We start from the raw sequence: 25,886 nt of genomic DNA, 5'->3' as shown, positions 1-25,886 counted from the left end.
CTCCTGGCCAGTCCCGCGCTGGGCCAGGCCGCCGAGTTCAGCGCCAAGGTGGACCGCCACTCCCTGGCCCTGGGTGAACATGCCACGCTGACACTGACCCTGCACAACAGCGACACCCGCCTGCGCGCCCAGGGCATCGACCCCAATGTGGACCTCAGCGTGCTCACCCGGGATTTCGATGTGGGCGTGCCCAAGGCGCAACACCGCTTCAACATTTACCGGGGGCGGGGCCGTTCCAGTTCGGAAATCATCGTCGATCTGTTTCCCCGCCGCAGCGGCATCCTCACCATCCCCCCCTTCACCGTGGACGGCCTCAGTACCGCACCCATCACCATCCGCACTGTGGACGCCTCACCGGAAAAACTGCCGGAGCTGTTCAACCGCAGCGGCGTGAGCCAGCGCCAGCCGTACCAGCGACAGCAGATCGTAGTATGGCTGGACGTGTACCGCCGCATCGAGCTGAAAAGCGCCAGCCTGGGGGAATACCTCGACGCCGAGCCGGTGCAGGTGGAGCTGCAGGAACACCGGGAGCTGCCTCAAAGCGTGCGCAGCGAAACCTACCGCGGCGCTGAATACCAGGTCACCCGCAAGGCCTGGGCGGTGTATCCCCGGGATGCGGGGGAACTGACCTTCCACCTGCCCGATGTGTGGGCGGAAACGCTGGACGGACGCCGGCTGCGCCTGCCCCATTTGTCAGAAACGGTGACCGTGCGCCCCCTGCCCGCAGCGGTGACAGCGGACATCGTGGTGGGCAAACCGGAAATCGAGATCATCGCCCCCCGCACCCGGGGCGGGGCCGGGGAAAGTTACAGTTGGACGGTGACGGTGCGCGGGCCCATCGAGCGCTATGCGCTGCCCGACACCCTGCCCCTGCCGCCGGTGCCCGCCGGCTTGAAGCTCTACGCCGACCGCGGCCGGCGGCAGGTGGAGGTCAGCGCAGACGGCGTCACCACCAGCATGACGTACACCTTTTCCGCGCTGCCGCAGCACGGGGGCGAGTTCCGGCTGCCGGCGGTGCGCATACCGTATTTCGATACGGCGCGGGGGCGTGTGGATGTGGCCACCGCGCTGACGCCGGTGTTGACGGTTTCAGGGGAAATCCCGGCTGTGGCGGCACCGCCGGCGGATTCCGGCAACGGGCCCCGACCCGCGACTCAACGCAACAGCGGCTGGTGGCCATACACCACGGCGTTGTTCGCGGCCCTGTGGCTGGGAACCCTGCTCCTGCTCCTGCGGTGGGGTCTGGGGCGGCCGCCCCAGACTCCGCGCCGGACCGGCTGCGCCCGGCGCGGGACCCGCACCACAACGGCCGGCCCCATGGCCGTGGATCCCCTGCAACAAATGCTGCTGGATGCCTTCGGGAGCCGCACTCTGGAACAGGGCTTGTCCGCCTGGGAACGCCGCCACGGCCGCGATAGTTCAGTGCACGCCACGGTGACGGCGGTCCAGCGCCTGCGCTACGGCGGAATCAGCAAAACTGAGGACGGCACCCTGACACAGGCCGTCGCCCGCGCGGCAGAGACCATCCGCCGCCAGGACCGCGGCGCGACCGGGCGGCCCGACCCCTGGCGGCCCGAAAGCTTCACCGCACAGTTGGCGGGGCGGGGGCAAGAGGAGTAAACGGCGGCTGTCGCTGCCACCGCGGCCCGCTCACAGATTGCGCGAGCGAATCTGAACATTTTCAATATGCAAGGTGTCATCGCTGACGCTTTCGAACAACACCACGGTTTCCGTCGCCGGGTGCTTGGAATAAGTCGTCTTCACCTTGAAAATGTAGCGCGTGCCACTAAATACCGTGTTCACCACGGTATCCGCGATCCGGTATTTTTCCAGATCACCCAGTTTTTTATGGTAATCCTTCAGCTCCTCCGCCCACATGGCCCGGGGCTGATTGTGCGTTTCGGCAAACATCTGGGCCGCACCGTCGAAATCCTGCGCCTTGATCGCCGCGTAGTACTGTGCCACCAGTCGCTGGGCCATGCCCATATCGGGTCCGCCCGAACACGCCGCCGCGGCCAGCAGTGTCATCACCAGCCCTGCCGTCAGAAAACCTTTCCCTAACCGTCCGCCCATGCCCGTCCCCCTTGCTGGTTTAAAAGTTGGTAGAATCTGAACACTTCAATCCCCTCTTTGGCCACCTCGCCGGATGCGGGCACAGCGGCGTCCGCCGCAGACCGGGGCCAATGGCCGGGATTGTACACGTTGCAACAGGTGTTCTTCACGCTATGAGCAGTCAACCCTCGTTCAAGCAGATCCCCATCGTCAGCCGGCCCAAGAGCACGCCCAGACTGGATCTTCTGCGCAGCATGAGCCGCACCGGCTTTGTGTTGCTGCTGATTTTGATCCCGGTCACCGGCGTGTTCCGCATCGACGTCTCATCCGGTTTCGTGGTCTTCAACCACGAGATCTGGTTTTCTGACTTTTTCATCGTCTTCGGCTTCTGGCTCGCCGCCGCCTGCCTGCTGATCATCATGTATTCCTCCCTGGGCACGGTTTTTTGCGGCTGGGCCTGCCCCCAGAACACCTTTTCCACCTGGGCCAACCGCGTGACCGCCAGACTGCTGGGCAAGCGCGCCCTGATCAACTGGGGTGACGAAGACCAGGCCGCCAAGGTCTCTTCCGGCAAAAACCACTGGCACAACTGGCTGCTGCTGGGCCTCAGGCTGCTGGCTGCGTCCATGCTGCTGGCCCTGTTGCCCATGCTGTATTTCCTGCCGCCGGACGCCTTGTGGGCGTTCCTGAGCTTCGGCGAGGATCCCCGGGTCACCGGCTCCCTTTATTGGATATATTCCGTTTTTGTCTTTATCACCGGCGCCAATATCGCGCTGATCCGCCATTATGTGTGCCGCTACATGTGCATCTATCGCATGTGGCAACATTTGTTCCGCACCAGGGAAACGCTGCACATAGAATACGACGCCGCCCGCCAGGCGGACTGCGAGAAATGCAGTTTTTGTGTAACGGTGTGCCCGGTGGACATCGACCCGCGCCAAACCGCCACCTTCGATGCCTGCATCAACTGCGGCGAATGCATTACCGCCTGCGACAATATGCACAAGAAAAACGGCACGCCGGGCCTGCTCAGCTTCAAATTCGGCCGCCGCCTTGATGCGCTGGACAATGACGGGCGCTTTTCCTCCCCTTCGCTGCTGAGCCGGGTACGCTGGGTTTTGCCGGTATTGGCGCTGGCACTGGGCCTGCTGAGCTGGGGTATTGTGCAATACCAGCCCTACCACCTGTCCGTTTACCGGGCGGAGATGTTGCACGGCGATCACACCAGGGACTACCGTATCAACCTCGCCAACAAGCTCTACGCCCCGGCCGAAATACGGGTGCAGGTTGAAGGCGTCCCGCCGGAACATTACTTCCTGAGCGGTGACCGGGTTGAGTTCAGCACCGTTGGCCGCAAGGATTTGAACCTTCGTCTGGAAGGCTTACCTAAAGGTCTGCATACCATTACGGTGCGCGCCTCGGGCCCCGACGGCTGGCAGGGAAGCTTTCGTTTCCAGCATCTTGTAGAAAAAGGGTGACATCATGAGCAACACACCAAAAGACCTGCCTGTGGGCAAAACCCCCGTCGACCCCAAATGGGGGGAAACGGCGCCCGATCACCTGGGTTATGCCAGCGAGGAAGAGCGCATCCGCAAGCGGGGCCTGGAAGACTGGGAAATGGTGGAAAGAATGGACCAGACCTCGGATCACAAAATCCCCTACTGGTTCATCGGCCTGTTTCTGGTGCTGCTGCTGGTGGCCACCGGCTTGACCTTTCCCTTCTGGGGCGTGCGACCCGGCTATGAGCGGCCCTGGTTCGACTGGGGCATCGTGGCCGGCGCCACCTGGGTCGTGGTGATGGGGGCCCTGATCTACTACATCGTCGATTACCGCAAGGTCAGGGCGGATAAAAAAGAAAAGGCAGCGAAACAGCACCAGGGCGCGGCTTCAGCAGCAAAATCCGGACAAGAAACCGCCCCGGAAGACACGCCCTGAGACAATTCCTAATGTCATGGCCTTCACACCGGCACGACGTGTCCTGCCAATGAGAAGGGAAGCGCCGCCCACGGCGAGGCTCCCGTCGCGCGCCACCCGGCCCGGCGGGTTCCCGGTCCACCCAGTCCTCGCCGCTTTAATCTCCCGGGTTTGTGACAGTCACCCGCTCCAGAGTCCGCCACTTCTTCAGCGGCTGCTATGCCAACCTGACCAGAGTTTGAGTGTGAGCGCCCACGAACGACGACCGGTTTTCTGAACACCACCTGACACAGACTTTTTCCTGCCCCATTGCGATGCAGGAGAACTCCATGACACCCACCGACCGCACTGGCCTATCGGCAGGAGCACGCCACCGCCTGGCAGACTTCGGACCTGCCCCGGAAAGCATACTGCGAGGAACACGACCTGCGCTGTTCGATGTTTGCTGCTGGGCGCACAAGGGGCGCGCACTATCGGGTGATCATCTCAGGCGGGTGCCTCGAACTTCGTCCCCGTAACCCCGGTGTCACCGGCTGCTGATGACGGCCTGGTACTGGCCTTACCAACGGGGTGGAAGTCCGGGATATCAAGACGGACCAGCCCGGCCCGCCGCGTGATTTGCCGGGCATCCTGGCGGCGATCGTTGAGCAAGCACTGGGTCATACCCCGTTTGGGGGTACCCGTAGCCTTCACCCGCTGGAAGTCTCGTTGTCCTAAGATAGGGGATCTGTAGATCCCCCGCCTTAGGGGCATTACCGTCGTTTGCGGCCAGCCCGAATACCGAGCAGTCCCAGCCCCAATAACAGGATGGTGCTGGGCTCTGGGACAGTGCTGGATTGCGGCGCAGTGTAATCAACCAGCAGGCGCGGTTTGAGATGGCCGTCATTCCAGTGATTGCTGGCATGAAAGTCAAATCCGTCGTCACCCGTTGGCGTAAAGCCCCAACCAAAATTGTCCGCACCATTGGCCCACAAAGACACATCGGCAGAAACATCAATACTGATGATATCCTCATGGTTCCCGTTAAGGCCGGTCAGTAACTGAGTGAATACCGCCTCACCTGGAGTATCCTGAATACCGTTGCCCAGACTGTCCCAGGTTGCAGTGCTCTCGTCCCAGCCAGTCAGCATGCGCAGCATATTGACGTTGTCTCCTGGGTTATGAAGCTCGAGCTCCAGCGTGGCGCTGTTAATAGTTGAGCCCAACGGTATTTGGTTTGGGCTACCACCAAATATATCGCCAAACATCAAGAGGGCGTTGGTATCATCAAGTGGGCCTGACGCATCATCCCCATCAATCGTGATATTGGCGTTAAAGCCGAAATTGGTGCTGGGTGAGTCCTGTCGCAGCTCCACATCCTGTGTGGCGGTATAGCCGTTTACCCCGTCTTGAAACGAGATAACGGTTGCTTGACTTAGGGCGGGTAATGCTCCCATCGAAAGGGCAAGCGCCATCCTGGCTGTAATTTTTGCTCTCATCAATCCTCTCCTCGCTGGTAAATTGTGCTTATTTCTCGCCAAGTTCCTTAAAGGGAAGTTGTTGTTCGTTGGCCTGCATGCAATAATTATTCCTATTTTTTAGGAATCAAGAGCTTGCTGAGCCAATGCGTGATGTTTTTACAAGAGCGTAAAAAATTCCGACAGACCTCACCCACAATAAGGCAGTCTTAAAGAAGGTCCAGATGTTGCCTTTTTTATTTTCCGCGCGGCGGTAAGACAGCCATAAATATGGTAATGGTCAATTGCTACCGAATAGAAGCAGATATGGCATGTGGTGTACGGATCTCCGTATGCTTCGATCGCCAAGGCAGGCGCCTGGATCAGCCACAGCCTGCTCATTCCGGCACTGGGCTGGACAGACGTTCCAGCGGCCACCTGAAACCCGCGGCATTCACCGTGGTGGATGACTTGAGGTAACTGCCGCGGCAGTCGTTGTGCCTGCCCTGCTGGCCTGTCCACCATGCTGCCTGGCGCCCACACCCAACGACAACGCCCGGAGGCCAGGCCGGCCTGGCAATAAAATAAGGGGCGGTGATCCGCCCCTTTTATCTCCTCTGCACGCGGCGGGCTCAGAGCTCCTTGGCGTGGCCGGCGAGGTAGTCGGCCACACCGTCGGCGGTGGGCTTCATGCCGCTTTCGCCTTTGTGCCAGCCCGCCGGACACACTTCGCCGTGCTCTTCCACGAATTGCAGCGCATCCACAAGGCGCAGCATTTCGTCCACTTCCCGGCCCAGGGGCAGGTTGTTCACCACCTGGTGTTGCACCACACCGTCGCGGTCAATGAGGAAAGAGCCGCGCAGCGCCACACCATCGGGATGCTCCACACCGTAGGCACGGGCGATTTCATGCTTGATGTCTGCCACCAGGGGAAAACTGATGGGGCCGATGCCACCCTTGTCCACCGGCGTGTTGCGCCAGGCGTGATGGGTGAACTGGGAATCTATGGACACGCCCACCAGTTCCACCCCGCGCTCGCGAAACATCACGGCGCGGTTGTTGTGGGCGATAATTTCGGTGGGACAGACGAAGGTGAAATCCAGGGGGTAGAAGAACAGCACCACGTATTTGCCGCGCAGATCGGAGAGGCTGAAGTCCTCTTTGATGCTGCCGTCGCCCATTACGGCAGCGGCGGTGAAATCCGGGGCTTGTCTGGTGACCAATACGGACATAAGGTGACTCCTTGAAAGATTAGACTCAGTCTTAAAACGACTACGCTACCGAGTTTACCGCCACGATGCAAGCCAATCGCAGCGCTTCACACCGCCCCCAGCCACGCCGAACGGCGTGCCCGGACCGGGCCGTCCACCGGATCTGTCAGGCTGAGGTAGCAGGTATCGAGGGCGGGTGCCTGCAGTTCCACCAGGAACTCCTGCAAGACATCGCGACGAAAGGCATGCACCACCACGCGTTCGCCAGGCCGGTGAGCCGCCAGGCTGGTGCCCAGATTTTGGGCCGTCACCCGCAGCCCGTCCAGCGCAACCAGCACATCCCCCGCCGCCAGGCCCGCGGCCTCGGCGGCGCTGCCGCTGAGCACTGTGGCCAGACGGGCCTCCTGCTGGTTTTCCGCCAGGCGGATGCCCAAAGCGACGCGGCGGGCAAGCCGCTCACCGCTCTCCTTCAGGGGCCGCCCACCGGGATCGTCGGCCCCTTCGGCGGGACGCACGTGAAAACCCACGCCGAAATGGGCCAATAATTCTTCCACAGGGGGCATCCCGGTGCCGTGCACATAGCGCTGGAAAAAGTCTCCCAGGGCCACGCCGCTGACCTCCTCCGCCACCCGCTCGAAGCCGTCTTCGGGAACACCGGCGCCACTTTGGCCATATCGCCGCCACAGCGCCCGCATCACATCATCCAACGAACGGGCGTGGCGGGTTTCCCGGCGGATCCATAAATCCAGGCACAAGGCCACCAGCGCGCCCTTGCTGTAATAACTGACGGTACTGTTGGGGGTGTTTTCATCCGGCTGGTAGAGCTTGATCCAGGCGTCGAAACTGGAGTCCGCCAGAGACTGCAGGTGACGCCCGGGGGCGCGCCACACCCGGGTGGCCGTGCGGCCCAGAAGTTCCAGGTAGCTCTCGGGAGAAATCAGGCCACAACGCAACAAGGCCAGGTTCTGGTAGTAACTGGTAATACCTTCGAAGGCCCACAGGGAGCGGGTATAGGCTTCTTCGCTCAACGAGGCCGACTGCAAGGCCGCGGGGGTGATGCGCTTGATGTGCCAGGTGTGAAAGTACTCATGGCTGCACAGGCCGAGAAAGGTGCGGTAATCCTCACTCACTCCGGCCTCTCCGGGAAAAGGCAGATCACCACGGCTGCACAGCAAGGTGCTGGAGGCGCGGTGTTCCAGCCCACCGTAACCGTCGTCCACCGCGGTCACCAGAAACAGATAGCGCTCCACCGGTGGCGGTTCACCGAAAAAGCGGATGTGATGTTCACACAAGAGCTTGAGGTCGCGGGCGAGGCGGTCCAGGTCCGCCCGGTGACGGCCGCTGATGGCTACATCGTGGGGATAACCGCAGGCGTAAAAGGTCACCAAATCGAAGCGCCCCATTTCCACCGGGTGGTCGATCAGCTCGCCATAGTTCTCCGCCTGGTAGGTGCCAAAACCGTAGGGTGGCGCCTCCGCCCGGGGCAGAGTGGTAGCCACCCGCCATCCCGTGGCCCTGTCGCCGCCGGGCGCCACCAGCTCCAGCTCACAGGGCAGGTGTTCGAAGCCCACCACCTGCATGAACACGCTGGTGCCGTTGAAAAATGCGTGGCTGGCATCGAGGTGGGCGGCGCGCACGGAGAGTTCCCAGGCATAGACCTCGTACACCAGGGTCAACGCCCCGCGCGCGGGCGCCGCACACCAGCTCTGTTTGTCCAGCTTGGTGACGGTCAGTTCCCCCCGCTCGTCCCGGGCACAGACGCGCTGCACGTGCCTGGCGAAGTCGCGGATCAGATAGCTCCCGGGGATCCATGCGGGCAGGGTGAAGACCTGGCCGCGCGGGTCGGGGTGGGAGACGATGCAGCTCACCTGGAATAAATGAGCCTCGGGCGCCTTCAATTCGAGGCGATAACGCAGGGCTGTGGTCTGGGACATGAAATAACCGCTGGATAAGCTGTGACAGGCGTTTCCCGCTGCCTGTTCAGGACAGCGGACTTGGCCCATGGCGTACATTCTTTGATGAGTAACACTTTAGCAAAGGAAAACAGCTTTCGCGGTGCTCTCAACTTTTCCGGCCACCGGGCCGATACCCGTACAGGCTGCAAACAAACAGGGAAGTCCGGCTCAAGTTCAGCCCCATCCCGCAGCCGGTTCGGCCCCGAGTTAGGAGGATGTGCCGATGAACGCGAAGCATTTTCTCGCCACTGCAACACTCTCTCTGGCTTTCACCGCCACCGGCGCCCACGGCTTTGAAGGCGTTTCCCGAGACCTCAACACCCAACTCTGCTATGGCCAGGCCATGGTGGGTTTTGATTCTGTCATCAACTCCCGTTTGGGCGTGGCCCCCGACAAGGTGCTGCATCTGGCGGCGTACCAACAGGGAATCAGGGGCGTCAATGCCCCTCATTATTCGTCCGGTCTGCTGAAAGTAATTTACGGGGCGTATCTGTGGTCCGGCAATCCGCACGATTATGCCATCAACGTGTTTTATCAGTGCGCCGCCAGGCGCAACGCAACGCTGGAGGCCTTCAAGTAGCCCCGTTTGGGCTATACCGTCTCTTGCACGGCCCGCACCACTTCATTGACCAGGGCCGGGCCGCGATAAATCAGGCCGGTGTAGATCTGCACAAGATCGGCCCCGGCTTTGACTTTGTCACGCCCGTCCGCCCCACACATGATCCCACCCGCAGCGATGATGGCCGCCCGCCCGGCCAGAGCCCCCGCCAGGACGCGCAACACGTCATCAGCACTGTGCTTGAGCGGCGCTCCGCTGAGCCCGCCCTGCTCGGCGGCCTGCGCCAGCCCCTGCACCCCTTCGCGCGACACCGTGGTGTTAGTGGCGATAACCCCGTCCACCTCGTGGGCGACCACCACGGCGGCCAGATCCGCAATGGCCCCGGGCGCGAGGTCAGGGGCAATTTTCAGCACCAGGGGCACGTAGCGCCCGTGCTGTTCCGCCAGCTCGCGCTGCGCGGCTTTCAGGGCCCGCAGCAGGGCTTCCAGCGCCGCCCGGCCCTGAAGCTGGCGCAGACCGGGGGTGTTGGGCGAAGACACATTGACCGCGACATAACCGGCGAAGGGATACACTTTCCTGAGGCAGTAGAGGTAATCCTGCGCCGCGCGCGCCACCGGCGTGTCCCGGTTCTTACCAATATTGATCCCCAGCACCCCATCGAAGCGGGAACGCCTGACCTGCTCCACCAGATGGTTCACGCCCTTGTTGTTGAAACCCATGCGGTTGATCAGAGCATGCGCACCGGGCAGACGAAACAAGCGCGGCCGGGGATTGCCGGCCTGGGGCCGGGGCGTGACCGTGCCTACCTCGATAAAGCCAAAACCCAGCGCCCCCAGGGCATCGATGTAGTCACCGTTTTTGTCCAGACCGGCGGCCAGCCCCACGGGATTGGGAAAATCCAGCCCCATCACCCGGCAGGGCGCGACAATCCGCCTGCCACAACACAGGCGCAAAATGCCCGTCCGGGCCAGCAGCTTCAGGCCGGACAGGGCCAGATGATGGGCGGTCTCAGGGTCGAGCCTGAAAAGCACAAATCGCAGCAGCGGATACAAGGTTTCCGTCTTTCCCGGCGGCTTTCACATTAACGCAGCCCCCCGGCTATGATAGGCTTGCCCCTGCGCGAGGGGGCAAAACACAAGGGGGGAACAACCATGCGGCTCGGAGTATACGCCATTGTCTTGCTGGCCGGATCGTCTTTGTCCGCCTGCTCCTGGTGGCACAGGGACACCACTGCCGAGCCGGCACCGCCAGGCGCTGATCTTTCCCTGAAACAGGACGTGGACTGGGCCCGGCGCGCGCAACTGCGACAACGCGCCGAGGCAGGCGACACCGAGGCGCAGTATCAACTGGGCATTGCCCGGTGCTGCGGCTTCGGCCCCGGCCGCACCGAACCCAAGGCCCGCCGGTGGTTGTGCCGCGCCGCCATCCACGGCCACCGCGACGCGCAGTACGAGCTGGGCCGCACCTACGGCCAGCAAATGGCCAAGGCCCGCCCGTTCTCCTTGAGCCAGTTCATCGTCTATGCCCACTACTGGTACAGCCTGGCCGCCGCGCAGGGCCACGGCCCCGCCGCCGCCTACCGCGACAAGCTGGAACGGGACATGACGCCGCGTCAGATCGCCCGCTCCAGGGCCTGGCAGGCCCAGGGGACCGGACCGCGCTGCAGTTGAGCGCCTCCGCCGGGTTTCTCCGAGCTGGAGCGCTGGCTTTCACCCCCCCGCCAGAGCCGCCTGCGGCGGGACGTAGTCATAGCCCAGATCCGCGGCCACGTGCTCATTGGTGACCTTGCCGAAACAGACGTTGAGGCCGTCGCGCAGTCCGGGATGGTCCGCCAGGGCCTGGCGGTAACCTTTGCCGGCCAGCTCCAGCACGTAGGGCAAGGTGGCGTGGGTCAACGCCCAGGTGGATGTGTGAGCCACGGCACCGGGCATATTGGCCACGCAGTAGTGCACCACACCGTCCACGATGTAGGTGGGATCGGAATGGGTGGTGGGATGGGAGGTGGCCACGCAGCCGCCCTGGTCGATGGCCACATCGACGATGACGGCGCCGCGTTTCATGGTCTTGAGGTGGTCGCGGGTAACCAGCCTCGGGGCCTGGCCGCCGGGAATCAAGACGGCGCCCACCACCAAATCGGCCTGGGGCAGCAGTTCGGCCAGGGTATAGCTGTCGGAATAGCGGGTTTTGAGCCGGGGCCCGTAGAGGTCATCCAGCTCCCGCAACCGGTCCAGACTGACATCAAGCAGGGTCACATCGGCGCCCAGCCCCATGGCCATGCGGGCCGCCTGAGTGCCTACCATGCCGCCGCCTATGATGAGCACCCGCCCCGGTGGCACGCCGGGCACGCCTCCCAAGAGCACGCCACGGCCGCCGTTGATCATTTGCAGGGCATCGGCCCCGGCCTGGATGGCCAGGCGACCGGCCACTTCGCTCATGGGAACGAGCAGGGGCAGGTGGCCGCGGGCATCGGTGACGGTCTCATACGCGATGCCTACGATTTTGCGTTCCAACAGGGCCGCGGCCTGCTTGGGATCAGGGGCAAGATGCAGGTAGGCGAACAACACCTGCCCTTCCCGCAGCAGCCCGTATTCGCTGGGCTGGGGCTCCTTCACTTTGACCACCATGGGGCAGGCGTAAACCGCAGCCCGGTCCGCCACTTCGGCGCCGGCGGCCCGGTAGGCCTCGTCACCAAAGCCGATCTCGGCACCGGCGTTGTGTTCCACCACCACCTCGTGGCCGGCCTCCACCAGGGTTTTCACACCCGAGGGCGTGCCCCCCACCCGGTATTCGTGGTCCTTGATTTCTTTAGGTATCCCAATTCTCATTTCTGCCTCCAATGAACACCCAGCCCCCGCGCCATTTCCGCTGCCCGGATAACGCCGCAGGCTTTGCCTTTTTTTGCGCATCCCGCCAAACTACTTCTCCTCAATCCCGAGCCCATTCAAGGAACGTGCCCTATGCCCGCAGACAAGCCCAATCCCGCCCACCACGAGAAACTGGTCCAAGCTTACAACCGCATGCTGGAACACGTTAAGGACAAACTGTCCCAGGTCGAACATCAATCCGCCGACGCCCTGCACCATGCAGTGGCGCACGCCAAGGAAAAAACGCTGGAACTGGGCGAGCTGACGCGCGAAGAAATCGACAAACTGGGTGACTACCTCAGGCGTGACCTGGAGGATGCGGGTGAGTACCTGGCCGACACGGGCAAAGAACTGAAAGAATGGTTCGAATTCGATGTCACCCTGATCGAAAGCTGGCTGCTGGAGGCCTTCACCGAGGCGGCAGACCAGACCAGGCTGGCGCTGCTGGCGCTGGAACAACAGGCCAGACGGGCCAGCGAATACCATACCGGCGAGATCACCGGCGTGGGCACCCTGGTCTGCCAAAGCTGCGGTGAGCGCCTGCACTTTCATCATACCGGCCGCATCCCGCCCTGCCCCAAATGCCACGGCACGATGTTCAAGCGCCGCCGGGCAAAACCGTAGCGGCCGACTGGCGCCCGGGCCGCAAGGAGCGCCGTTTTTTTTGGGGAAAGCCTAAGGTCTGCAAGCCCGCCCCCGGCTTCCAGACAGCGCCGTTGTGTGCGGGGGCGCTGTTGGCGGTTTATCTTTTTCTCCCGCCGCCCGGCCACAAACCCGCCAGCCACATCAACACCGCCGCCCCCACGGCAACACTGTTGCCAGACCGGGCGTAGGGGGTCATGCCGCGCATGGGCTGAACCTCATCGTTGAGGGCATAGACTTTGAACTGCGGCGCCTGGGACTGCACAGCGCCACGGGCGTCGATCACCGCCGTCAGCCCCGTATTGGTGGCCCGCAGCATGGGCCGGCCGCTTTCCAGCGCCCGCATGCGGGCCATCTGCAAGTGCTGAAACGGGGCCACGGATTCACCGAACCAAGCATCGTTGCTCACGTTCACCAACACCGTCGCCTGCGGCAGCATGCGGATCACCTCTTCGCCGAAGGCATCTTCATAACAAATGGAAATACCCGCCTGCTGCCCTGCTGCCGGCAGGGGGGACTGGTCCGGCCCGCCGGCGGAGAAGTCGGACATGGGCACGTTCATGAAATCCACAATGCCCGCCAAGGCCCCTTTCAGGGGCAGGTACTCCGTAAAAGGCACCAGATGATTCTTGTGATAAAAGGCCCGGCCCCCGTCGAGACTGACCATGCTGTTGAAATAGCGGCGGGAACCGGGCTCCTGGTAGAGCACCCCCACCAGCAGCGAACTGCCGTGCCGGCGGGCCTCCGCTTCCAGACCGTCGAGAAAGTCTTGTTCCCGGTGATAAAAATCCGGCAGGGCGGTTTCGGGCCAGACGATCAGATCGGCGTCCCAATTGGCCCGGGTCAGCCCGGCGTACAAGTCCAGCGTGGGCTGGCGCAGCTCGAAGGTCCATTTCAGCTCCTGGGGGATATTGCCCTGCAACAGGCTCACTTTGAGGGGCCGGCCATGGGGCTGGGTCCAGCTTACCCCGGCCATCAGGGCGCCGGCGAGCCACAGCACGGCCACGGCCACCACCGGCCATGTCCGGTCGCGCCAGGACGGCGCCAAGACGGCGGCCGCCAGCAAGCCCGCACTCAGGGCCACGGTCAGCGACACCCCGTAGACCCCCAGCACCGGCGCCCAGCCCGCGAGCGGCAGATCAAGCTGGCTGTAACCCATGAGCAACCAGGGGAAACCGGTGAGAAACCAGCCCCGGCACCACTCCAACAGCACCCAGCAGGCGGGAAAAACCAGCGCCAGGGCCGGCGCCGCCCCCCGCCGCCGCCCAAAGCGCCCGGCCAGGGCGCCGGCCGCGGCGGGAAACAAGGCGAGAAAGGCCACAAACAAGGCGGTCAAAAACAGCGACAAGGGCAGGTTGACGCCGCCGTAGCCGTAAATACTGACGAACACCCAGCTCACCCCGGCACCGAACTGACCCAGCCCGAAGGCGTAACCACGCCGCAGGGCGCGTTCAGGCACCAGCCACCAGAGCAGAAACAGCAGCGCGAGGGCCGGCACGGCCAGCAGACCCAGCCCGAAAGGGGCATAGGCGAAAACAAGGCTGGCGCCGGCCAGCAAGGCCGCCAGATCGCCCCCCGCGGCCGCCAGCGGAGGGGGAATCCGGCGCTCCAGGGAAGTGCTCATTGACTTTAAGGTTACGCGGACAAGAAGGGGTGCTCAGATAACAATATTGAACCGTCACTCCCCCGCGACACGCACCTCAGAGGCGCCACCCTCAGCGGGGCGGGGACTGACTTCCAGCAAATGAATGCGGCGGCTGTCGGCTTTGAGGATTTTGAAGCGGAAGTTGTCAATGTCCACGACATCCCCCCGCTGGGGCAGGCGGCCAAAAGCCTTCATCACCAGCCCGCCGATGGTGTCAAACTCATCGTCGCTGAAAGCGGTGTCGAAGTAGTCGTTGAACTCTTCTATGGGCGTGAGCGCCTTCACCGCAAACACTTCATCGCTGTGCTTTTTAATATAGGCGTCCTCTTCGACATCGTGTTCGTCGACGATTTCACCGACGATCTGCTCCAGCACGTCTTCGATGGTCACCAGACCGGCAACGCCGCCGTATTCGTCCACCACCACCGCCATGTGGTTGCGGCTGGCGCGGAATTCCCGCAGCAGCACGTTAAGGCGCTTGCTCTCCGGAATGAACACCACCGGCCGCAGAATGTCGCGGATATTGAAGCGGCGGGAGGCATCCTGACAGAAATAGGCCAGCAGATCCTTGGCCAGCAGGATGCCCACCACCTCGTCACGATTGTCGCCAATGACGGGAAAGCGGGAATGGGCGGATTTGATCACGATGGGCAAAATCTCCTCCAAGGACGCATCCCGCTCCACCACCACCATCTGGGCCCGCGGTACCATGATGTCCCGCACCTGCATCTCAGCCACTTGCAGCACCCCTTCGATCATCCCCAGGGCGTCGGGATCAAGCAGCCCCCGCGCCAGGGCGTCTTGCAACAAGGCAAGCAAATCGTCGCGGTCTTTGGGTTCCGCGCCACGGGCCAGGCCCAGGCGTTCCAGCCATGTTCGCGAGGCGGCGCCGCCGCTGCTGTCTATGCGTTCTGTGTTCATTGCTCCTCGTTAAATCGCCTCCTGTGATTCATTCCGCGCAGCCGGCGCACGGTAGGGGTCGGGATAGGCCAGACCGGCCAGTATTTCCTGCTCCAGCCCTTCCATTTCCCTGGCTCCAGCCACCGTCTGGTGATCAAAACCCAACAGGTGCAGGACCCCGTGGACGGTCATGTGCGCCCAGTGCGCCTCCGGCGCTTTACCCTGCTCCAGCGCTTCGCGGCCCACCACGGGCGCACAAATGACGATGTCACCCAAGGGGGGCAAATCCAGGGGAATGGGGATGGCGGCGGGAAAAGACAAGACGTTGGTGGAACCGGGTTTGCGCCGGTAGGCCAGGTTCAATGCCGCGCTTTCCTGCTCGCCCACCACGCGCACGCTGAGCTCGGCATCAGTCAGGCGGCCGGCCAGGACGGCGCCCACCCACTGCTCGAACTGGCCGCGGGACGGAGGCCGGGCGTCCTCCTCGCTGGCTTCCTCCAAGGCATACTGCACGTCCACCACGACGCTCATCGCGGCAGCTCCCCCTGATCCGCCCGTTCATAGGCCGTGATGATGCGCTGCACCAGGGGATGGCGCACCACGTCGCGGGCCTGGAAGAAGGTGAAGCTGATACCCTCCACGTCTTTGAGCACGTCCACCACGTGGCGCAGGCCGGAGCAGCGCTCGCGGGGCAGGTCCACCTGGGTCACATCGCCGGTGACCACCACCTTGGAGCCGAAGCCGATGCGGGTCAGAAACATTTTCATCTGCTCCACCGTGGTGTTCTGGGCTTCGTCCAGTATCACAAAGGCTTCGTTGAGGGTGCGGCCGCGCATATAGGCCAGGGGCGCGATTTCGATGACATTGCGCTCCACCAGCTTGGCCACCCGTTCGAAGCCCAAGGTTTCGTAGAGGGCGTCGTAAAGGGGACGCAGATAGGGGTCAATCTTCTGAGCCAGATCGCCGGGCAAAAAGCCCAGCCGCTCGCCGGCCTCCACCGCCGGGCGGGTGAGCACCAGGCGGCTGACTTTCTCTTCTTCCAGCGCCTGCACAGCGCAGGCCACGGCGAGGTAGGTTTTGCCCGTGCCGGCGGGGCCGACGCCAAAGTTCAGGTCGCTGCTCTGAATGTTGCGGATGTAACGCTGTTGATTGACGCCCCGAGCGGAGATGACCACCCGGCGGGTGCGCACAGACTGCGGCCCGGCAGGGGTCTCCGGCGCCAGCAGGTTTTCCACGCCGGCTTCCTGCAAAAACAAATGCACACGCGCGGGGGTCAAGCGGCTGGTGGCGGTTTCAGAATAGAGTTCCTGGAGGACTTTGCCCGCTATTTTCGCAGGCGCGGCATCACCGATGACGCGAAAACGGTTGCCCCGGTTGCTGACTTCGACGCCCAGACGGCCTTCCACTTGCCGCAGGTGTTCGTCGAACTGACCGCATAAATTGGCGAGGCGGTCGTTATCGGCGGGTTCTAGCGTAAAGTCGCAGGCGTCTGGTTGTGCGTTCAAATCCAATAGTGTTGCGGAATTAACCGAGGGGCCACCTTAGTCGAAAACGCTCTCGGGCGCAATGCCGATGGCCGTTACAGTGCCCGGGAACCGTTCGCCGCAGGCGGCTTACGGTCTGTATCGGCTGCCACGAAAATTTCCCCACGCAGCGAGTTGGGCAGCGCCGCGCCGATGCTCACTTCCACAAACTGTCCTATCAGACCGGGGTCGCCGCGAAAATTGACCACCCGGTTGTTCTCCGTGCGGCCGCACAACTCCCGCGGATTTTTTTTGGACGGCCCCTCCACCAAAACCCGCTGCACCGTCCCCACCATCTTCTGACTCCGGGCATCCCCCAACTCGCGCAGGCGGCGCTGCAAAATGGCCAGGCGATGACGCTTCACGTCCATCGGCACATCGTCGGGCACAGCGGCGGCCGGCGTGCCGGGACGGGGGCTGTAGATGAAGGAGAAGGAATGATCAAAACCAAGGTCGTCGACAAGGGCCATGGTGGCATCGAAATCGGCCTCGGTCTCGCCGGGAAAGCCCACGATAAAATCGGACGACAAACTGAGATCGGCGCGCGCCTGCCGCAGTTTGCGGATTTTCGCCTTGTATTCCAACACCGTGTGGCCCCGTTTCATCCGCGCCAGAATCCGGTCTGAACCGCTTTGCACCGGCAGGTGCAAATGCCCCGCCAGCTTGGGCTCCTCGGCGAAGGCCTGAATCAGGCTGTCGGACAGTTCCACCGGGTGGGAGGTGGTGAAGCGGATACGCCCGATGCCGTCGATAGCGGCCACATAGTGAATCAGCAGGGCCAGATCGGCGATGTCGCCATCGTGCATCAAGCCGCGATAGGCATTGACATTCTGGCCCAGCAGGGTCACTTCCTTCACCCCGCCCGCCGCCAGTTGGGCGATTTCGGCAAGCACATCATCGAAAGGCCGGCTCACCTCCTCGCCGCGGGTGTAGGGCACCACGCAGAAGGTGCAATATCTGGAGCAACCTTCCATCACCGACACAAAGGCTGTCGCCCCCTCGGCACGGGGCGCGGGCAGGTGATCGAATTTCTCGATTTCGGGGAAACTCACGTCCACCGCCGGGCGCCGCTCGCGCCGCACCTGATCCAGCATCTGTGGCAGGCGGTGCAGGGTCTGGGGACCGAAGACCATGTCCACGAAAGGCGCGCGGGCGCGGATGGCCTCACCCTCCTGGCTGGCCACACAGCCGCCCACGCCGATCACCACCTCGGGCCGGGCGGCCTTGAATTCCTTCCACCGGCCCAGCAGCGAAAAAACCTTCTCCGCGGCCTTCTCCCGCACCGAGCAGGTATTCAGCAGCAACACGTCCGCCTCTTCCGGCGTGGCGGCGGGAATCAGGCCGTGGGCGTCCGCCAGCACCTCCGCCATCTTGGCGGAATCGTATTCGTTCATCTGGCAGCCGAAGGTTTTGATGTACAGCTTGCGGGTCATGGCATCCGGCACAAGGACTCAAAAAGGGCGGCTAAATTACACCGATTCGCGCCGGAAAGCCATGCCCTGGCGATCACTCGCGGTAAGGTGGCTCCGCCCCGATTTTGTGGATGCTCAAATCGGCCCCTTGATACTCTTCTTCCTGGGTAAGACGCAGGCCCACGAATTTTTTGATCAGGCCGTACACCAAGACGCCGCCGCCCAAGGCCACAACCACACCCAGCGCGGTGCCAATGAACTGGGAGAAGAAGCTCACCCCACCGATCCCGCCCAGGAACTCCTGGCCGAACACGCCGGCGGCGATACCGCCCAACACCCCGCACAGGCCGTGCAGGGGCCACACCCCCAATACATCGTCGATCTTCCATTTGTTCTGGGTAAGAGTGAAGGTCCACACGAACAGGGCACCGGCAGCCAGCCCAATGACGAGCGCCCCGGCAGGGTGGACCACGTCGGAGCCGGCGCAAATGGCCACCAAACCGGCCAGGGGACCGTTGTGGACAAAGCCGGGGTCGTAGCGCCCCATAAACAGGGCCGCCAGCACGCCGCCAGCCATGGCCATCAATGAATTCAGGGCCACCAGGCCATTGGCGGTGACCACGCTCTGGGCGGACATGACATTAAAACCAAACCAGCCCACCGTGAGAATCCAGGCCCCCAAAGCCAAAAAGGGAATACTGGAGGGCGGATGGGCGGCCATCACGCCGTCTTTGCCGTAGCGGCCATGGCGGGGACCGAGCAACAGCACCGCCGCCAGGGCAATCCAACCGCCCACCGCGTGCACCACCACCGATCCGGCGAAATCATGAAAACCGGCGCCGAAGCTGCTTTCCAGCCAGCCCTGGACGCCCAAATTGCCGTTCCAGGTGATCCCTTCGAAAAAGGGGTAGACAAAGCCCACCAGCAAGGCGGTGGCCGCCAGCTGCGGATTGAAGCGCGCCCGCTCAGCGATGCCGCCGGACACAATGGCCGGAATGGCGGCGGCAAAGGTGAGCAAAAAGAAGAACTTGACCAGTTCGTAGCCATTTTTCTCCGCCAGCGCCGGGGCGGCATCCAGGAACGAAACACCGTAGGCCACAGCGTAGCCCACAAAGAAGTACATCACGGTGGAGACGGCGAAATCGCCGATGATTTTCACCAGGGCGTTCACCTGGTTCTTTTTCCGCACCGTGCCCACTTCCAAAAAGGCGAAACCCGCGTGCATGGCCAGCACCATGGCGGCACCCATCAAAAGAAAGAGAACATCTCCCCCCGCTTTGAACTCCTCCATCATCCCTACCCCTTATTGGTTTTATGGACCTGTCTCAGTGCACGCAACGCACCAATAATGCCCGCCGCAGAAAAACAGCGCACTCAACGCCGCCCTCAATTGGCGCACACGGTAAAACCCGCACCAGGCGGAGTCAAGCCGCCCCTTAGCGCTCCCGCAGCCTGAGCGCCGCGGAATTGATGCAGTAGCGCAGACCGGTGGGCGGGGGGCCGTCGCTGAACACATGACCGAGGTGGGCGCCGCAGCCCGCACACAGCACCTCGGTGCGACGCATGCCGTGGCTGCCATCAGCTTCGGTGGCGATGCGCTCTGCCGCCACCGGCGCCCAGAAACTGGGCCAGCCCGTACCGGAATCAAACTTGGTATCCGCGTCGAACAAGGCGGCGCCACAGCAGCGGCAGTGGTACACCCCGGGCGCCGTGCAGTCCCAGTAATCCCCGGTGAAGGGCGCCTCGGTGCCTTTGCGGCGGCACACCTCCATTTGCTCGGGAGTCAGTTCCGCGGCCCACTGGGCCTCGGCTTTGGTGCGGGAATCGGGCACGGGGATTCTCCAAAAAAGGGGGTCAGCAGGTATCATAGCGGCAAAACCGCCCGCCAGGGGCGCCGGCGTTCACCCATGGCCACCCTCAGCAAACCCAGGCCCGCCCGGCGGACGGGCGACACGCACGGGCCCCGGCCCATTACTGCGCCACGGCCTGTTAAAATCCCGCTCCTGACCCCTCTTTCCGCAACGGGCAACAAGCATGAAACTGAGCGCCACAGCATTCCGGGACTGGGAACACAAGTGCATCACCCTGCTGGGGATGTCCGGGGTGGGCAAGACCCAGCTCGCCAACATGCTGCGGCGCAGCAACTGGTTCCACTACTCGGGCGACTACCGCATCGGCACCCGTTATCTGGATGAGCCGATTCTGGACAACATCAAGCTGCAGGCCATGCAGGTGCCCTTTTTGCGCGACCTGCTGCGCTCGGACTCCATCTACATTGTCAACAACATCACCGTGGACAATCTGCAGCCGGTGTCCAGCTTCCTGGGCAAGCTGGGCAACCCGGAACAGGGGGGGCTGGGCCTTAAGGAATTCAAACACCGCCAGGCCCTGCACCACAAGGCCGAGGTGGCCGCCATGGGCGATGTGCCCGCTTTCATCGAAAAAGCGCGCAGCATCTACGGCTACAAGCATTTCGTCAACGACGCCGGCGGCAGCGTGTGCGAGTTGGACAATGACGAGACGCTGCGCACTCTGGCCGAACACACCCTGATCCTGTACATCAAAGCCTCCCGCGACGACGAGCAGGAGCTGATCCGGCGGGCGGAATCCGATCCCAAGCCCTTGTACTACCGGGAAGGATTCCTCGATGAGCAGCTTGCCCACTACCTGGCGGAGAAGGGCCTGGCCTACGTGGCCATGATCGACCCCGATGATTTTGTGCGCTGGATGTTTCCGCGCCTGTTTTATGCGCGCATTCCCCGCTACGAAGCCATTGCCCGGCAATACGGCTACACCGTCACGACCGAAGAGATCTGGGCCGTGCGCAGCGAGGCCGATTTCATCCGCCTGGTGGAAACGGCCCTGGAACGGGAGGGCTGAGCGCCATGCCCCTGGTCGCCCACAGCGCCCTGCCCACCTTCGAACGCCTGCGCCGGGAAGGGGAAACCATCGTCCCGGGGGAACTGGCCGTCCACCAGGACATCCGCGAGCTTCATATCGGCCTGCTCAACATGATGCCCGACGCCGCCCTGACCGCCACCGAACGGCAGTTTTTCCGCCTGGTGGGGGAGAGCAACCAGATCGCCCAGTTCTACATGCATCCTTTCACTTTGGATGCCCTGCCCCGCGGCCCCGAGGCGCGCGCCCACATCGAGCGCTACTACGAGACCTTCGCCGGAATCAAGGCCCAGGGCCTGGACGCCCTCATCATCACCGGCGCCAACGTCACCCAGCCGGCCTTGGAACACGAGCCGTTCTGGGAGCCTTTGATCGAAGTGATCGACTGGGCCTACGGGCACGTCACCTCCACGCTCTGCTCCTGCCTGGCCACCCATGCGGTGATGCAGTTCCGCTACGGCCAGCGGCGCCGCCACATGGGCTTCAAGCGCTGGGGCGTGTACGGCCACCGGGTGGTGCAGAAAAACCATCCCCTGGTCAGCGGGGTGAACACCCGCTTCGACGTGCCGCATTCGCGCTTCAACGATATCTCCCGCCCCCAGTTCGAGGCAGCGGGACTGAAGGTCCTGGTGGAAAGCCCGGAGGCGGGCGTGCATCTGGCGGTGAGCGAAGACTTGTTCCGCATCGTGTTCTTCCAGGGCCACCCCGAATACGACACCATCAGCCTGCTCAAGGAATACAAACGGGAGGTAATGCGCTACTGCCGCGCTGAGCTGGACGTCTATCCGCTGTTCCCGGAGAATTACTTCAGCCCCCAGGTCCAGGCCATCTTGGAAGAACACGGCGACAAGGTCAGGGCCGCCCTGCAAGCGCATAAAGCGCCGCCCCCGCTGCCCGAACACTTCATCACCCCCTTGCTGGACAACACCTGGCACGACACGGGGGAGGCGGTCATCAACAACTGGATAGGCAAAGTCTATCAACTCACCAGCATCGACCGGCGCTGCGCCTTCCAGGACAGCATCAACCCCGACGACCCCTTGGGCTTGCGGGCCATCCCGGGCTGAGGGCACAGCCGGTGCGACAGCACGAGCTCCTGATGGAGACCCAATGTAGAGAATTGCAAAAACACTGCCTCCACCCTCTGCCCCGATGACCCGCGGGGCCATATAGTTATTTGGACAAGGCGCAGGCAAGAAAACCGGTCAGACCATGGATATCACCCAAATCACGCAAATCATCGCCCTCACCATGGGCGTGGCCTGGGCCAGCGGGATCAACCTCTATGCCGCCGTGTTCATGCTGGGCCTGATGGCCAGTACCGGACACATCGAGCTGCCGCCCGGTTTGGAAATCCTGGCCGACCCGCTGGTGCTGTTCGCCGCCGGCGTCATGTACCTGATCGAGTTTTTCGCCGACAAAATCCCCGGCGTGGACAACGGCTGGGACACGCTCCACACTTTCATCCGCATCCCCGCCGGGGCCATATTGGCAGCCGGCGCGGTAGGCGAGGTGAGCCCCGCCGCCACCCTGGCCGCCGGGCTGGTGGGCGGCGCCGTCACCGCGACGGTGCACGTCGCCAAGGCCGGTGGCCGGGTACTGGTGAACACCTCTCCCGAACCGGTCAGCAACTGGCTGGTTTCCCTGGGCGAAGACCTTACCGTCATCGCCGGCCTGTGGACGGCCCTGCACTATCCGCTGGCATTTTTATTGGCCCTGGCCCTGTTCCTGGCGCTGGTGGCTTGGGCCCTGCCCCGCATCTGGCGCGGCCTCGGCCAGCTTGCCCACCGCATCAAGGGCTTGTTCCGCCCGCGGCCACCCGCCGCCGCCGAGCCTCCTGCCACACAGCCGCCGCGTCCCCTGGCCCCGCCGCCACGCAAGCTGAAATAAGCGCCGCCGGGACCAAGGCCGATTCATACCTTGCGATAGATCTCGGCCCCCTCGCGGGCAAACTCCGCAGCTTTCTCGGCCAGCCCCCGGGTCAAACCTTCCGCATCGTCCAGCCCCCGCTCGGCGGCAAACTGACGCACGTCCCGGGTGATTTTCATGGAGCAGAAATTGGGCCCGCACATGGAGCAGAAATGGGCCACTTTGGCGGATTCCCTGGGCAGGGTCTGGTCGTGGTAGTCCCGGGCCCGCCCGGGATCCAGGGACAGGTTGAACTGGTCTTCCCAGCGGAATTCGAACCGCGCCTTGCTGAGAGCATTGTCGCGCAGTTGGGCGCCGGCGTGACCCTTGGCCAGATCGGCGGCGTGGGCGGCAATGCGGTAAGCGATGATGCCGTCGCGCACGTCTTGTTTGTCGGGCAGACCCAGGTGTTCCTTGGGCGTCACGTAGCACAGCATGGCCGTGCCGTACCAAGCGATATTGGCGGCACCGATGGCAGAGGTGATGTGGTCATAGGCCGGGGCGATGTCAGTAACCAGCGGCCCCAGCGTGTAGAAAGGCGCCTCAAAACAGTCGGCCAGCTCCTTGTCCACGTTTTCCTTGATCATCTGCAGCGGCACATGGCCGGGGCCTTCGATCATCACCTGCACATCGTGCTGCCAGGCTTTCCGGGTCAGTTCGCCCAGGGTTTCCAGCTCCGCGAACTGGGCCCGGTCGTTGGCATCCGCCAGGCAGCCGGGACGCAGGCCGTCACCCAGGGAGAAAGACACGTCGTAGGCCTTCATGATCTCGCAGATCTCATCGAAGCGGGTGTAGAGGAAATTCTCCCGGTGATGGGCCAGGCACCACTTGGCCATGATGGAACCGCCGCGGGAGACGATGCCCGTCAGGCGCCTGGCCGTCAGCGGCACGTAGGCCAGGCGCACCCCGGCGTGGATGGTGAAGTAATCCACCCCCTGCTCGGCCTGCTCGATGAGGGTGTCGCGCACCAGCTCCCAGCTCAGTGCCTCGGGCCGGCCGTCCACTTTTTCCAGGGCCTGGTAAATAGGCACGGTGCCGATGGGCACGGGAGAATTGCGGATGATCCACTCGCGGGTCTCGTGGATGTGCTTGCCGGTGGACAGATCCATCAGCGTATCGCCCCCCCAGCGGCAAGACCACACCAGCTTTTCCACCTCCTCGGCGATGCCGGAGGTGACGGCGGAGTTCCCGATGTTGGTATTGACCTTCACCCGGAAGTTGCGCCCGATGATCATGGGCTCCAGCTCGGGATGATTGATATTGGCAGGAATGATGGCGCGCCCGGCGGCCACTTCCTGGCGCACGAACTCGGGGGTCACCGTCTCCGGCAGCCGCGCGCCGAAGGCCTGGCCGGAATGGCGCTTGAGCAGCGCCTCATAACGGGAATCGGCGCGCAGCGCTTCGAGCCGGGCGTTCTCGCGGATGGCCACGTATTCCATCTCCGGCGTGATGATGCCGCGCCGGGCGTAGTGCATCTGGGTCACGTTGGCGCCATGAGCGGCCCGGCGCGGTTTGCGCACATGAGCGAAGCGGAAGCCGGCCAGGGCCGGATCGTGCTTGCGGACACGGCCGTAGTCGGAGCTGAAATCGGCCAGCACCCCGGTGTCGCCCCGTTCCACGACCCAGGCCTCACGCAGAGGGGGCAGGCCGGCCAGCAGGTCGATATCGGCGTTCGGGTCGGTATACGGCCCCGAGGTGTCGTAGACCGGAATGGGCGGGTTCTCCTCCGCGCCCGCGCGCCCTGGGGTGACGCTCTGCTGAATTTCACGCATCCCCACCCGCAAATCGGGCCGCGAGCCCGGCACGTAAATCTTGCGGGAACCGGGAAACGGCTGGGTCACCTCGGCGGACAATTCCGCGGTTTTACGGGCGATATCTTGGGGAATGGCGCTCATATCCGAGTCCTCAGAAAGGGCCGGCACGAACGCGGGATGGGCGGCGAAAACGCGGCTTCCCTACGCCGGTACCAACCGGATCAGGTTCAAAGGGTGTCTCTCAGCCCCTGCCGGGGCACCCCTAGCCAGAAAAATCAGACTGCACGCTAAAGAAATTGGTGGGGAATTGCAAGCAGGCGGCGAACACCTCATGGCGCACTGGGGCGCCACACCACCCGCGTCGGCCTGCCGCCATTTAGACGGCGACATGGCCAGATCGGCATTGGCGCTGAATCAGTTGGCATTTCCCTGGCTGGCCTGCGCCAGATCGCGCATCACCGAAAACAAAGTCACCTGCTCAGGCAGGCCGGTGACTTTGATGCCCCGTGCGCGTTGGTAGGCCTCCAGAGCCTTGCGGGTGCCGGGGCCGTAGAGGCCATCGGGTGTTCCCTTGTACATGCCTTTGGATTTCAGGTAGGTCTGGACCTGCTTGAGCACCTCCTTGTACACCGCCGTCTTCTCGCCCTTGTGTTCGGCGACCACCATTTCCGAGAACTCGCCCAGGCGCGCCACGCCGGTGGCGGCGGCGAGGTGGTTCACCGCCAGAAAAAAACGCTGGCCGGGATCTTTTTTGCACACCCCTTCCAGCATTGCACCAAGCATGACGGTGCCACTCCAGGGCGCCAGATCGTAGGTATTGGGGGTGAACTGGTTGGCCGCGGAAATGTAGCCGTCCATCCAGGCCCAGAATGCGCCCAGGGAATCATCTTTGTTCGCCTTGGCATCGAGATATTTTTGGCAGGGCAGCATGCCCACGTTGCGCACGGCAAAGCGACCCTGGCTGTCGGCGGCAAAACCGGGCGCGGCCAGAACCAGCATCAAAATCCCACACCATATTGTTTTATTGCTCACAAGCTCTCCCTCATGATCGAAACCTCAGGCCTGCACCATCGAGTAGGAGGCGGGGTCACCCCCGCCGTCCTCTCACACCACCGGACGTGCGGTTCCGCATCCGGCGGTTCATGAGACACACTGGAGTCGTCGCACCGTATCGAGCAGCGACACCAGCCCCAAACGATCAAAGTAGGCCTTG

The 25,886-nt window shown here is 63.2% G+C and carries 24 protein-coding genes and 1 riboswitch; of the genes, 9 read left to right on the top strand and 15 right to left on the bottom strand.

Going from position 1 to position 25,886, the window contains the following annotated elements:
• A partial coding sequence (locus ENJ19_02590) for a hypothetical protein (protein HHM04616.1) occupies positions 1–1,620 on the top strand: 1,620 nt, incomplete at its 5' end.
• Between the two features lie 30 nt (positions 1,621–1,650).
• Here ENJ19_02590 and ENJ19_02585 read toward each other — a convergent pair.
• Positions 1,651–2,073, bottom strand: coding sequence for a hypothetical protein (locus tag ENJ19_02585; protein ID HHM04615.1), 423 nt, complete (start codon positions 2,071–2,073; stop codon positions 1,651–1,653).
• Between the two features lie 110 nt (positions 2,074–2,183).
• On the opposite strand from ENJ19_02585, the gene ENJ19_02580 reads away from it, so the two are divergent.
• Positions 2,184–3,530, top strand: coding sequence for a 4Fe-4S binding protein (locus ENJ19_02580; protein ID HHM04614.1), 1,347 nt, complete (start codon positions 2,184–2,186; stop codon positions 3,528–3,530).
• Between the two features lie 4 nt (positions 3,531–3,534).
• Positions 3,535–3,987: a hypothetical protein gene (locus ENJ19_02575; protein HHM04613.1), complete on the top strand. Its 453-nt coding sequence runs from the start codon at positions 3,535–3,537 to the stop codon at positions 3,985–3,987.
• Between the two features lie 731 nt (positions 3,988–4,718).
• Here ENJ19_02575 and ENJ19_02570 read toward each other — a convergent pair.
• The 3 genes from ENJ19_02570 to ENJ19_02560 form a co-directional block, all read right to left on the bottom strand.
• The gene (locus tag ENJ19_02570; GenBank protein ID HHM04612.1) at positions 4,719–5,444 is read right to left on the bottom strand and encodes a DNRLRE domain-containing protein; all 726 of its coding nucleotides are present in this window, start codon (positions 5,442–5,444) and stop codon (positions 4,719–4,721) included.
• 590 nt (positions 5,445–6,034) lie between these two features.
• Positions 6,035–6,634: a peroxiredoxin gene (locus ENJ19_02565; protein ID HHM04611.1), complete on the bottom strand. Its 600-nt coding sequence runs from the start codon at positions 6,632–6,634 to the stop codon at positions 6,035–6,037.
• 86 nt (positions 6,635–6,720) lie between these two features.
• Positions 6,721–8,547: a M61 family peptidase gene (locus ENJ19_02560; protein HHM04610.1), complete on the bottom strand. Its 1,827-nt coding sequence runs from the start codon at positions 8,545–8,547 to the stop codon at positions 6,721–6,723.
• A gap of 244 nt (positions 8,548–8,791) precedes the next feature.
• Between ENJ19_02560 and ENJ19_02555 the strand changes: the two genes are divergently transcribed.
• Positions 8,792–9,148, top strand: a complete 357-nt coding sequence (locus tag ENJ19_02555) for a hypothetical protein (protein HHM04609.1) — start codon at positions 8,792–8,794, stop codon at positions 9,146–9,148.
• A gap of 11 nt (positions 9,149–9,159) precedes the next feature.
• Here ENJ19_02555 and ENJ19_02550 read toward each other — a convergent pair whose 3' ends face one another.
• The gene (locus ENJ19_02550) at positions 9,160–10,179 is read right to left on the bottom strand and encodes a quinone-dependent dihydroorotate dehydrogenase (GenBank protein HHM04608.1); all 1,020 of its coding nucleotides are present in this window, start codon (positions 10,177–10,179) and stop codon (positions 9,160–9,162) included.
• A 48-nt stretch (positions 10,180–10,227) separates the two neighbouring features.
• On the opposite strand from ENJ19_02550, the gene ENJ19_02545 reads away from it, so the two are divergent.
• Complete coding sequence (locus ENJ19_02545; GenBank protein HHM04607.1) at positions 10,228–10,797, top strand: sel1 repeat family protein; 570 nt, start codon at positions 10,228–10,230, stop codon at positions 10,795–10,797.
• Between the two features lie 39 nt (positions 10,798–10,836).
• Here ENJ19_02545 and ald read toward each other — a convergent pair whose 3' ends face one another.
• Complete coding sequence (gene ald / locus ENJ19_02540) at positions 10,837–11,952, bottom strand: alanine dehydrogenase (GenBank protein HHM04606.1); 1,116 nt, start codon at positions 11,950–11,952, stop codon at positions 10,837–10,839.
• A gap of 132 nt (positions 11,953–12,084) precedes the next feature.
• Here ald and ENJ19_02535 point away from each other — a divergent pair, with 132 nt between their 5' ends.
• Positions 12,085–12,615, top strand: coding sequence for a hypothetical protein (locus tag ENJ19_02535; protein HHM04605.1), 531 nt, complete (start codon positions 12,085–12,087; stop codon positions 12,613–12,615).
• A 118-nt stretch (positions 12,616–12,733) separates the two neighbouring features.
• On the opposite strand, the gene lnt is transcribed toward ENJ19_02535, so the two are convergent.
• The 7 genes from lnt to msrB form a co-directional block, all read right to left on the bottom strand.
• A complete protein-coding gene (lnt, locus tag ENJ19_02530) occupies positions 12,734–14,257 on the bottom strand; it encodes an apolipoprotein N-acyltransferase (protein ID HHM04604.1) in 1,524 nt (507 codons plus the stop codon).
• A 54-nt stretch (positions 14,258–14,311) separates the two neighbouring features.
• Positions 14,312–15,199, bottom strand: coding sequence for a CBS domain-containing protein (locus ENJ19_02525; protein HHM04603.1), 888 nt, complete (start codon positions 15,197–15,199; stop codon positions 14,312–14,314).
• A gap of 9 nt (positions 15,200–15,208) precedes the next feature.
• Complete coding sequence (gene ybeY / locus ENJ19_02520; GenBank protein HHM04602.1) at positions 15,209–15,709, bottom strand: rRNA maturation RNase YbeY; 501 nt, start codon at positions 15,707–15,709, stop codon at positions 15,209–15,211.
• Complete coding sequence (locus tag ENJ19_02515) at positions 15,706–16,683, bottom strand: PhoH family protein (protein ID HHM04601.1); 978 nt, start codon at positions 16,681–16,683, stop codon at positions 15,706–15,708. The genes ybeY and ENJ19_02515 overlap by 4 nt, the downstream gene beginning before the upstream one ends.
• Before the next feature lie 74 nt (positions 16,684–16,757).
• Positions 16,758–18,134, bottom strand: coding sequence for a tRNA (N6-isopentenyl adenosine(37)-C2)-methylthiotransferase MiaB (gene miaB / locus ENJ19_02510; GenBank protein HHM04600.1), 1,377 nt, complete (start codon positions 18,132–18,134; stop codon positions 16,758–16,760).
• 73 nt (positions 18,135–18,207) lie between these two features.
• Complete coding sequence (locus ENJ19_02505) at positions 18,208–19,404, bottom strand: ammonium transporter (protein HHM04599.1); 1,197 nt, start codon at positions 19,402–19,404, stop codon at positions 18,208–18,210.
• A 145-nt stretch (positions 19,405–19,549) separates the two neighbouring features.
• On the bottom strand, positions 19,550–19,981 hold the full coding sequence (gene msrB / locus ENJ19_02500; GenBank protein ID HHM04598.1) for a peptide-methionine (R)-S-oxide reductase: 432 nt from the start codon (positions 19,979–19,981) through the stop codon (positions 19,550–19,552).
• 166 nt (positions 19,982–20,147) lie between these two features.
• On the opposite strand from msrB, the gene ENJ19_02495 reads away from it, so the two are divergent.
• From ENJ19_02495 to ENJ19_02485, 3 genes are all read left to right on the top strand, one after another.
• Positions 20,148–20,993, top strand: a complete 846-nt coding sequence (locus ENJ19_02495) for an ATPase (protein HHM04597.1) — start codon at positions 20,148–20,150, stop codon at positions 20,991–20,993.
• 5 nt (positions 20,994–20,998) lie between these two features.
• Positions 20,999–22,078, top strand: a complete 1,080-nt coding sequence (locus tag ENJ19_02490) for a homoserine O-succinyltransferase (GenBank protein HHM04596.1) — start codon at positions 20,999–21,001, stop codon at positions 22,076–22,078.
• A gap of 145 nt (positions 22,079–22,223) precedes the next feature.
• Entirely contained in the window at positions 22,224–22,901 is a 678-nt protein-coding gene (locus ENJ19_02485; GenBank protein ID HHM04595.1) for a DUF4126 domain-containing protein, read from the top strand.
• A 23-nt stretch (positions 22,902–22,924) separates the two neighbouring features.
• Here the strand turns inward: ENJ19_02485 and thiC are convergent, their stop codons facing one another.
• Together thiC and ENJ19_02475 are read right to left on the bottom strand one after the other, a co-directional pair.
• Positions 22,925–24,814 (bottom strand): phosphomethylpyrimidine synthase ThiC, encoded by a 1,890-nt coding sequence (gene thiC / locus ENJ19_02480; GenBank protein HHM04594.1) that lies wholly within the window; start codon positions 24,812–24,814, stop codon positions 22,925–22,927.
• A gap of 40 nt (positions 24,815–24,854) precedes the next feature.
• Positions 24,855–24,947, bottom strand: a riboswitch (TPP riboswitch).
• 140 nt (positions 24,948–25,087) lie between these two features.
• Positions 25,088–25,672 (bottom strand): hypothetical protein, encoded by a 585-nt coding sequence (locus tag ENJ19_02475; GenBank protein ID HHM04593.1) that lies wholly within the window; start codon positions 25,670–25,672, stop codon positions 25,088–25,090.
• Positions 25,673–25,886: the final 214 nt, after the last annotated feature.

Source organism: Gammaproteobacteria bacterium, assembly GCA_011375345.1.
In the GTDB taxonomy this organism is placed as follows: domain Bacteria; phylum Pseudomonadota; class Gammaproteobacteria; order DRLM01; family DRLM01; genus DRLM01.
This window is presented reverse-complemented; position numbering and strand designations above follow the sequence as displayed.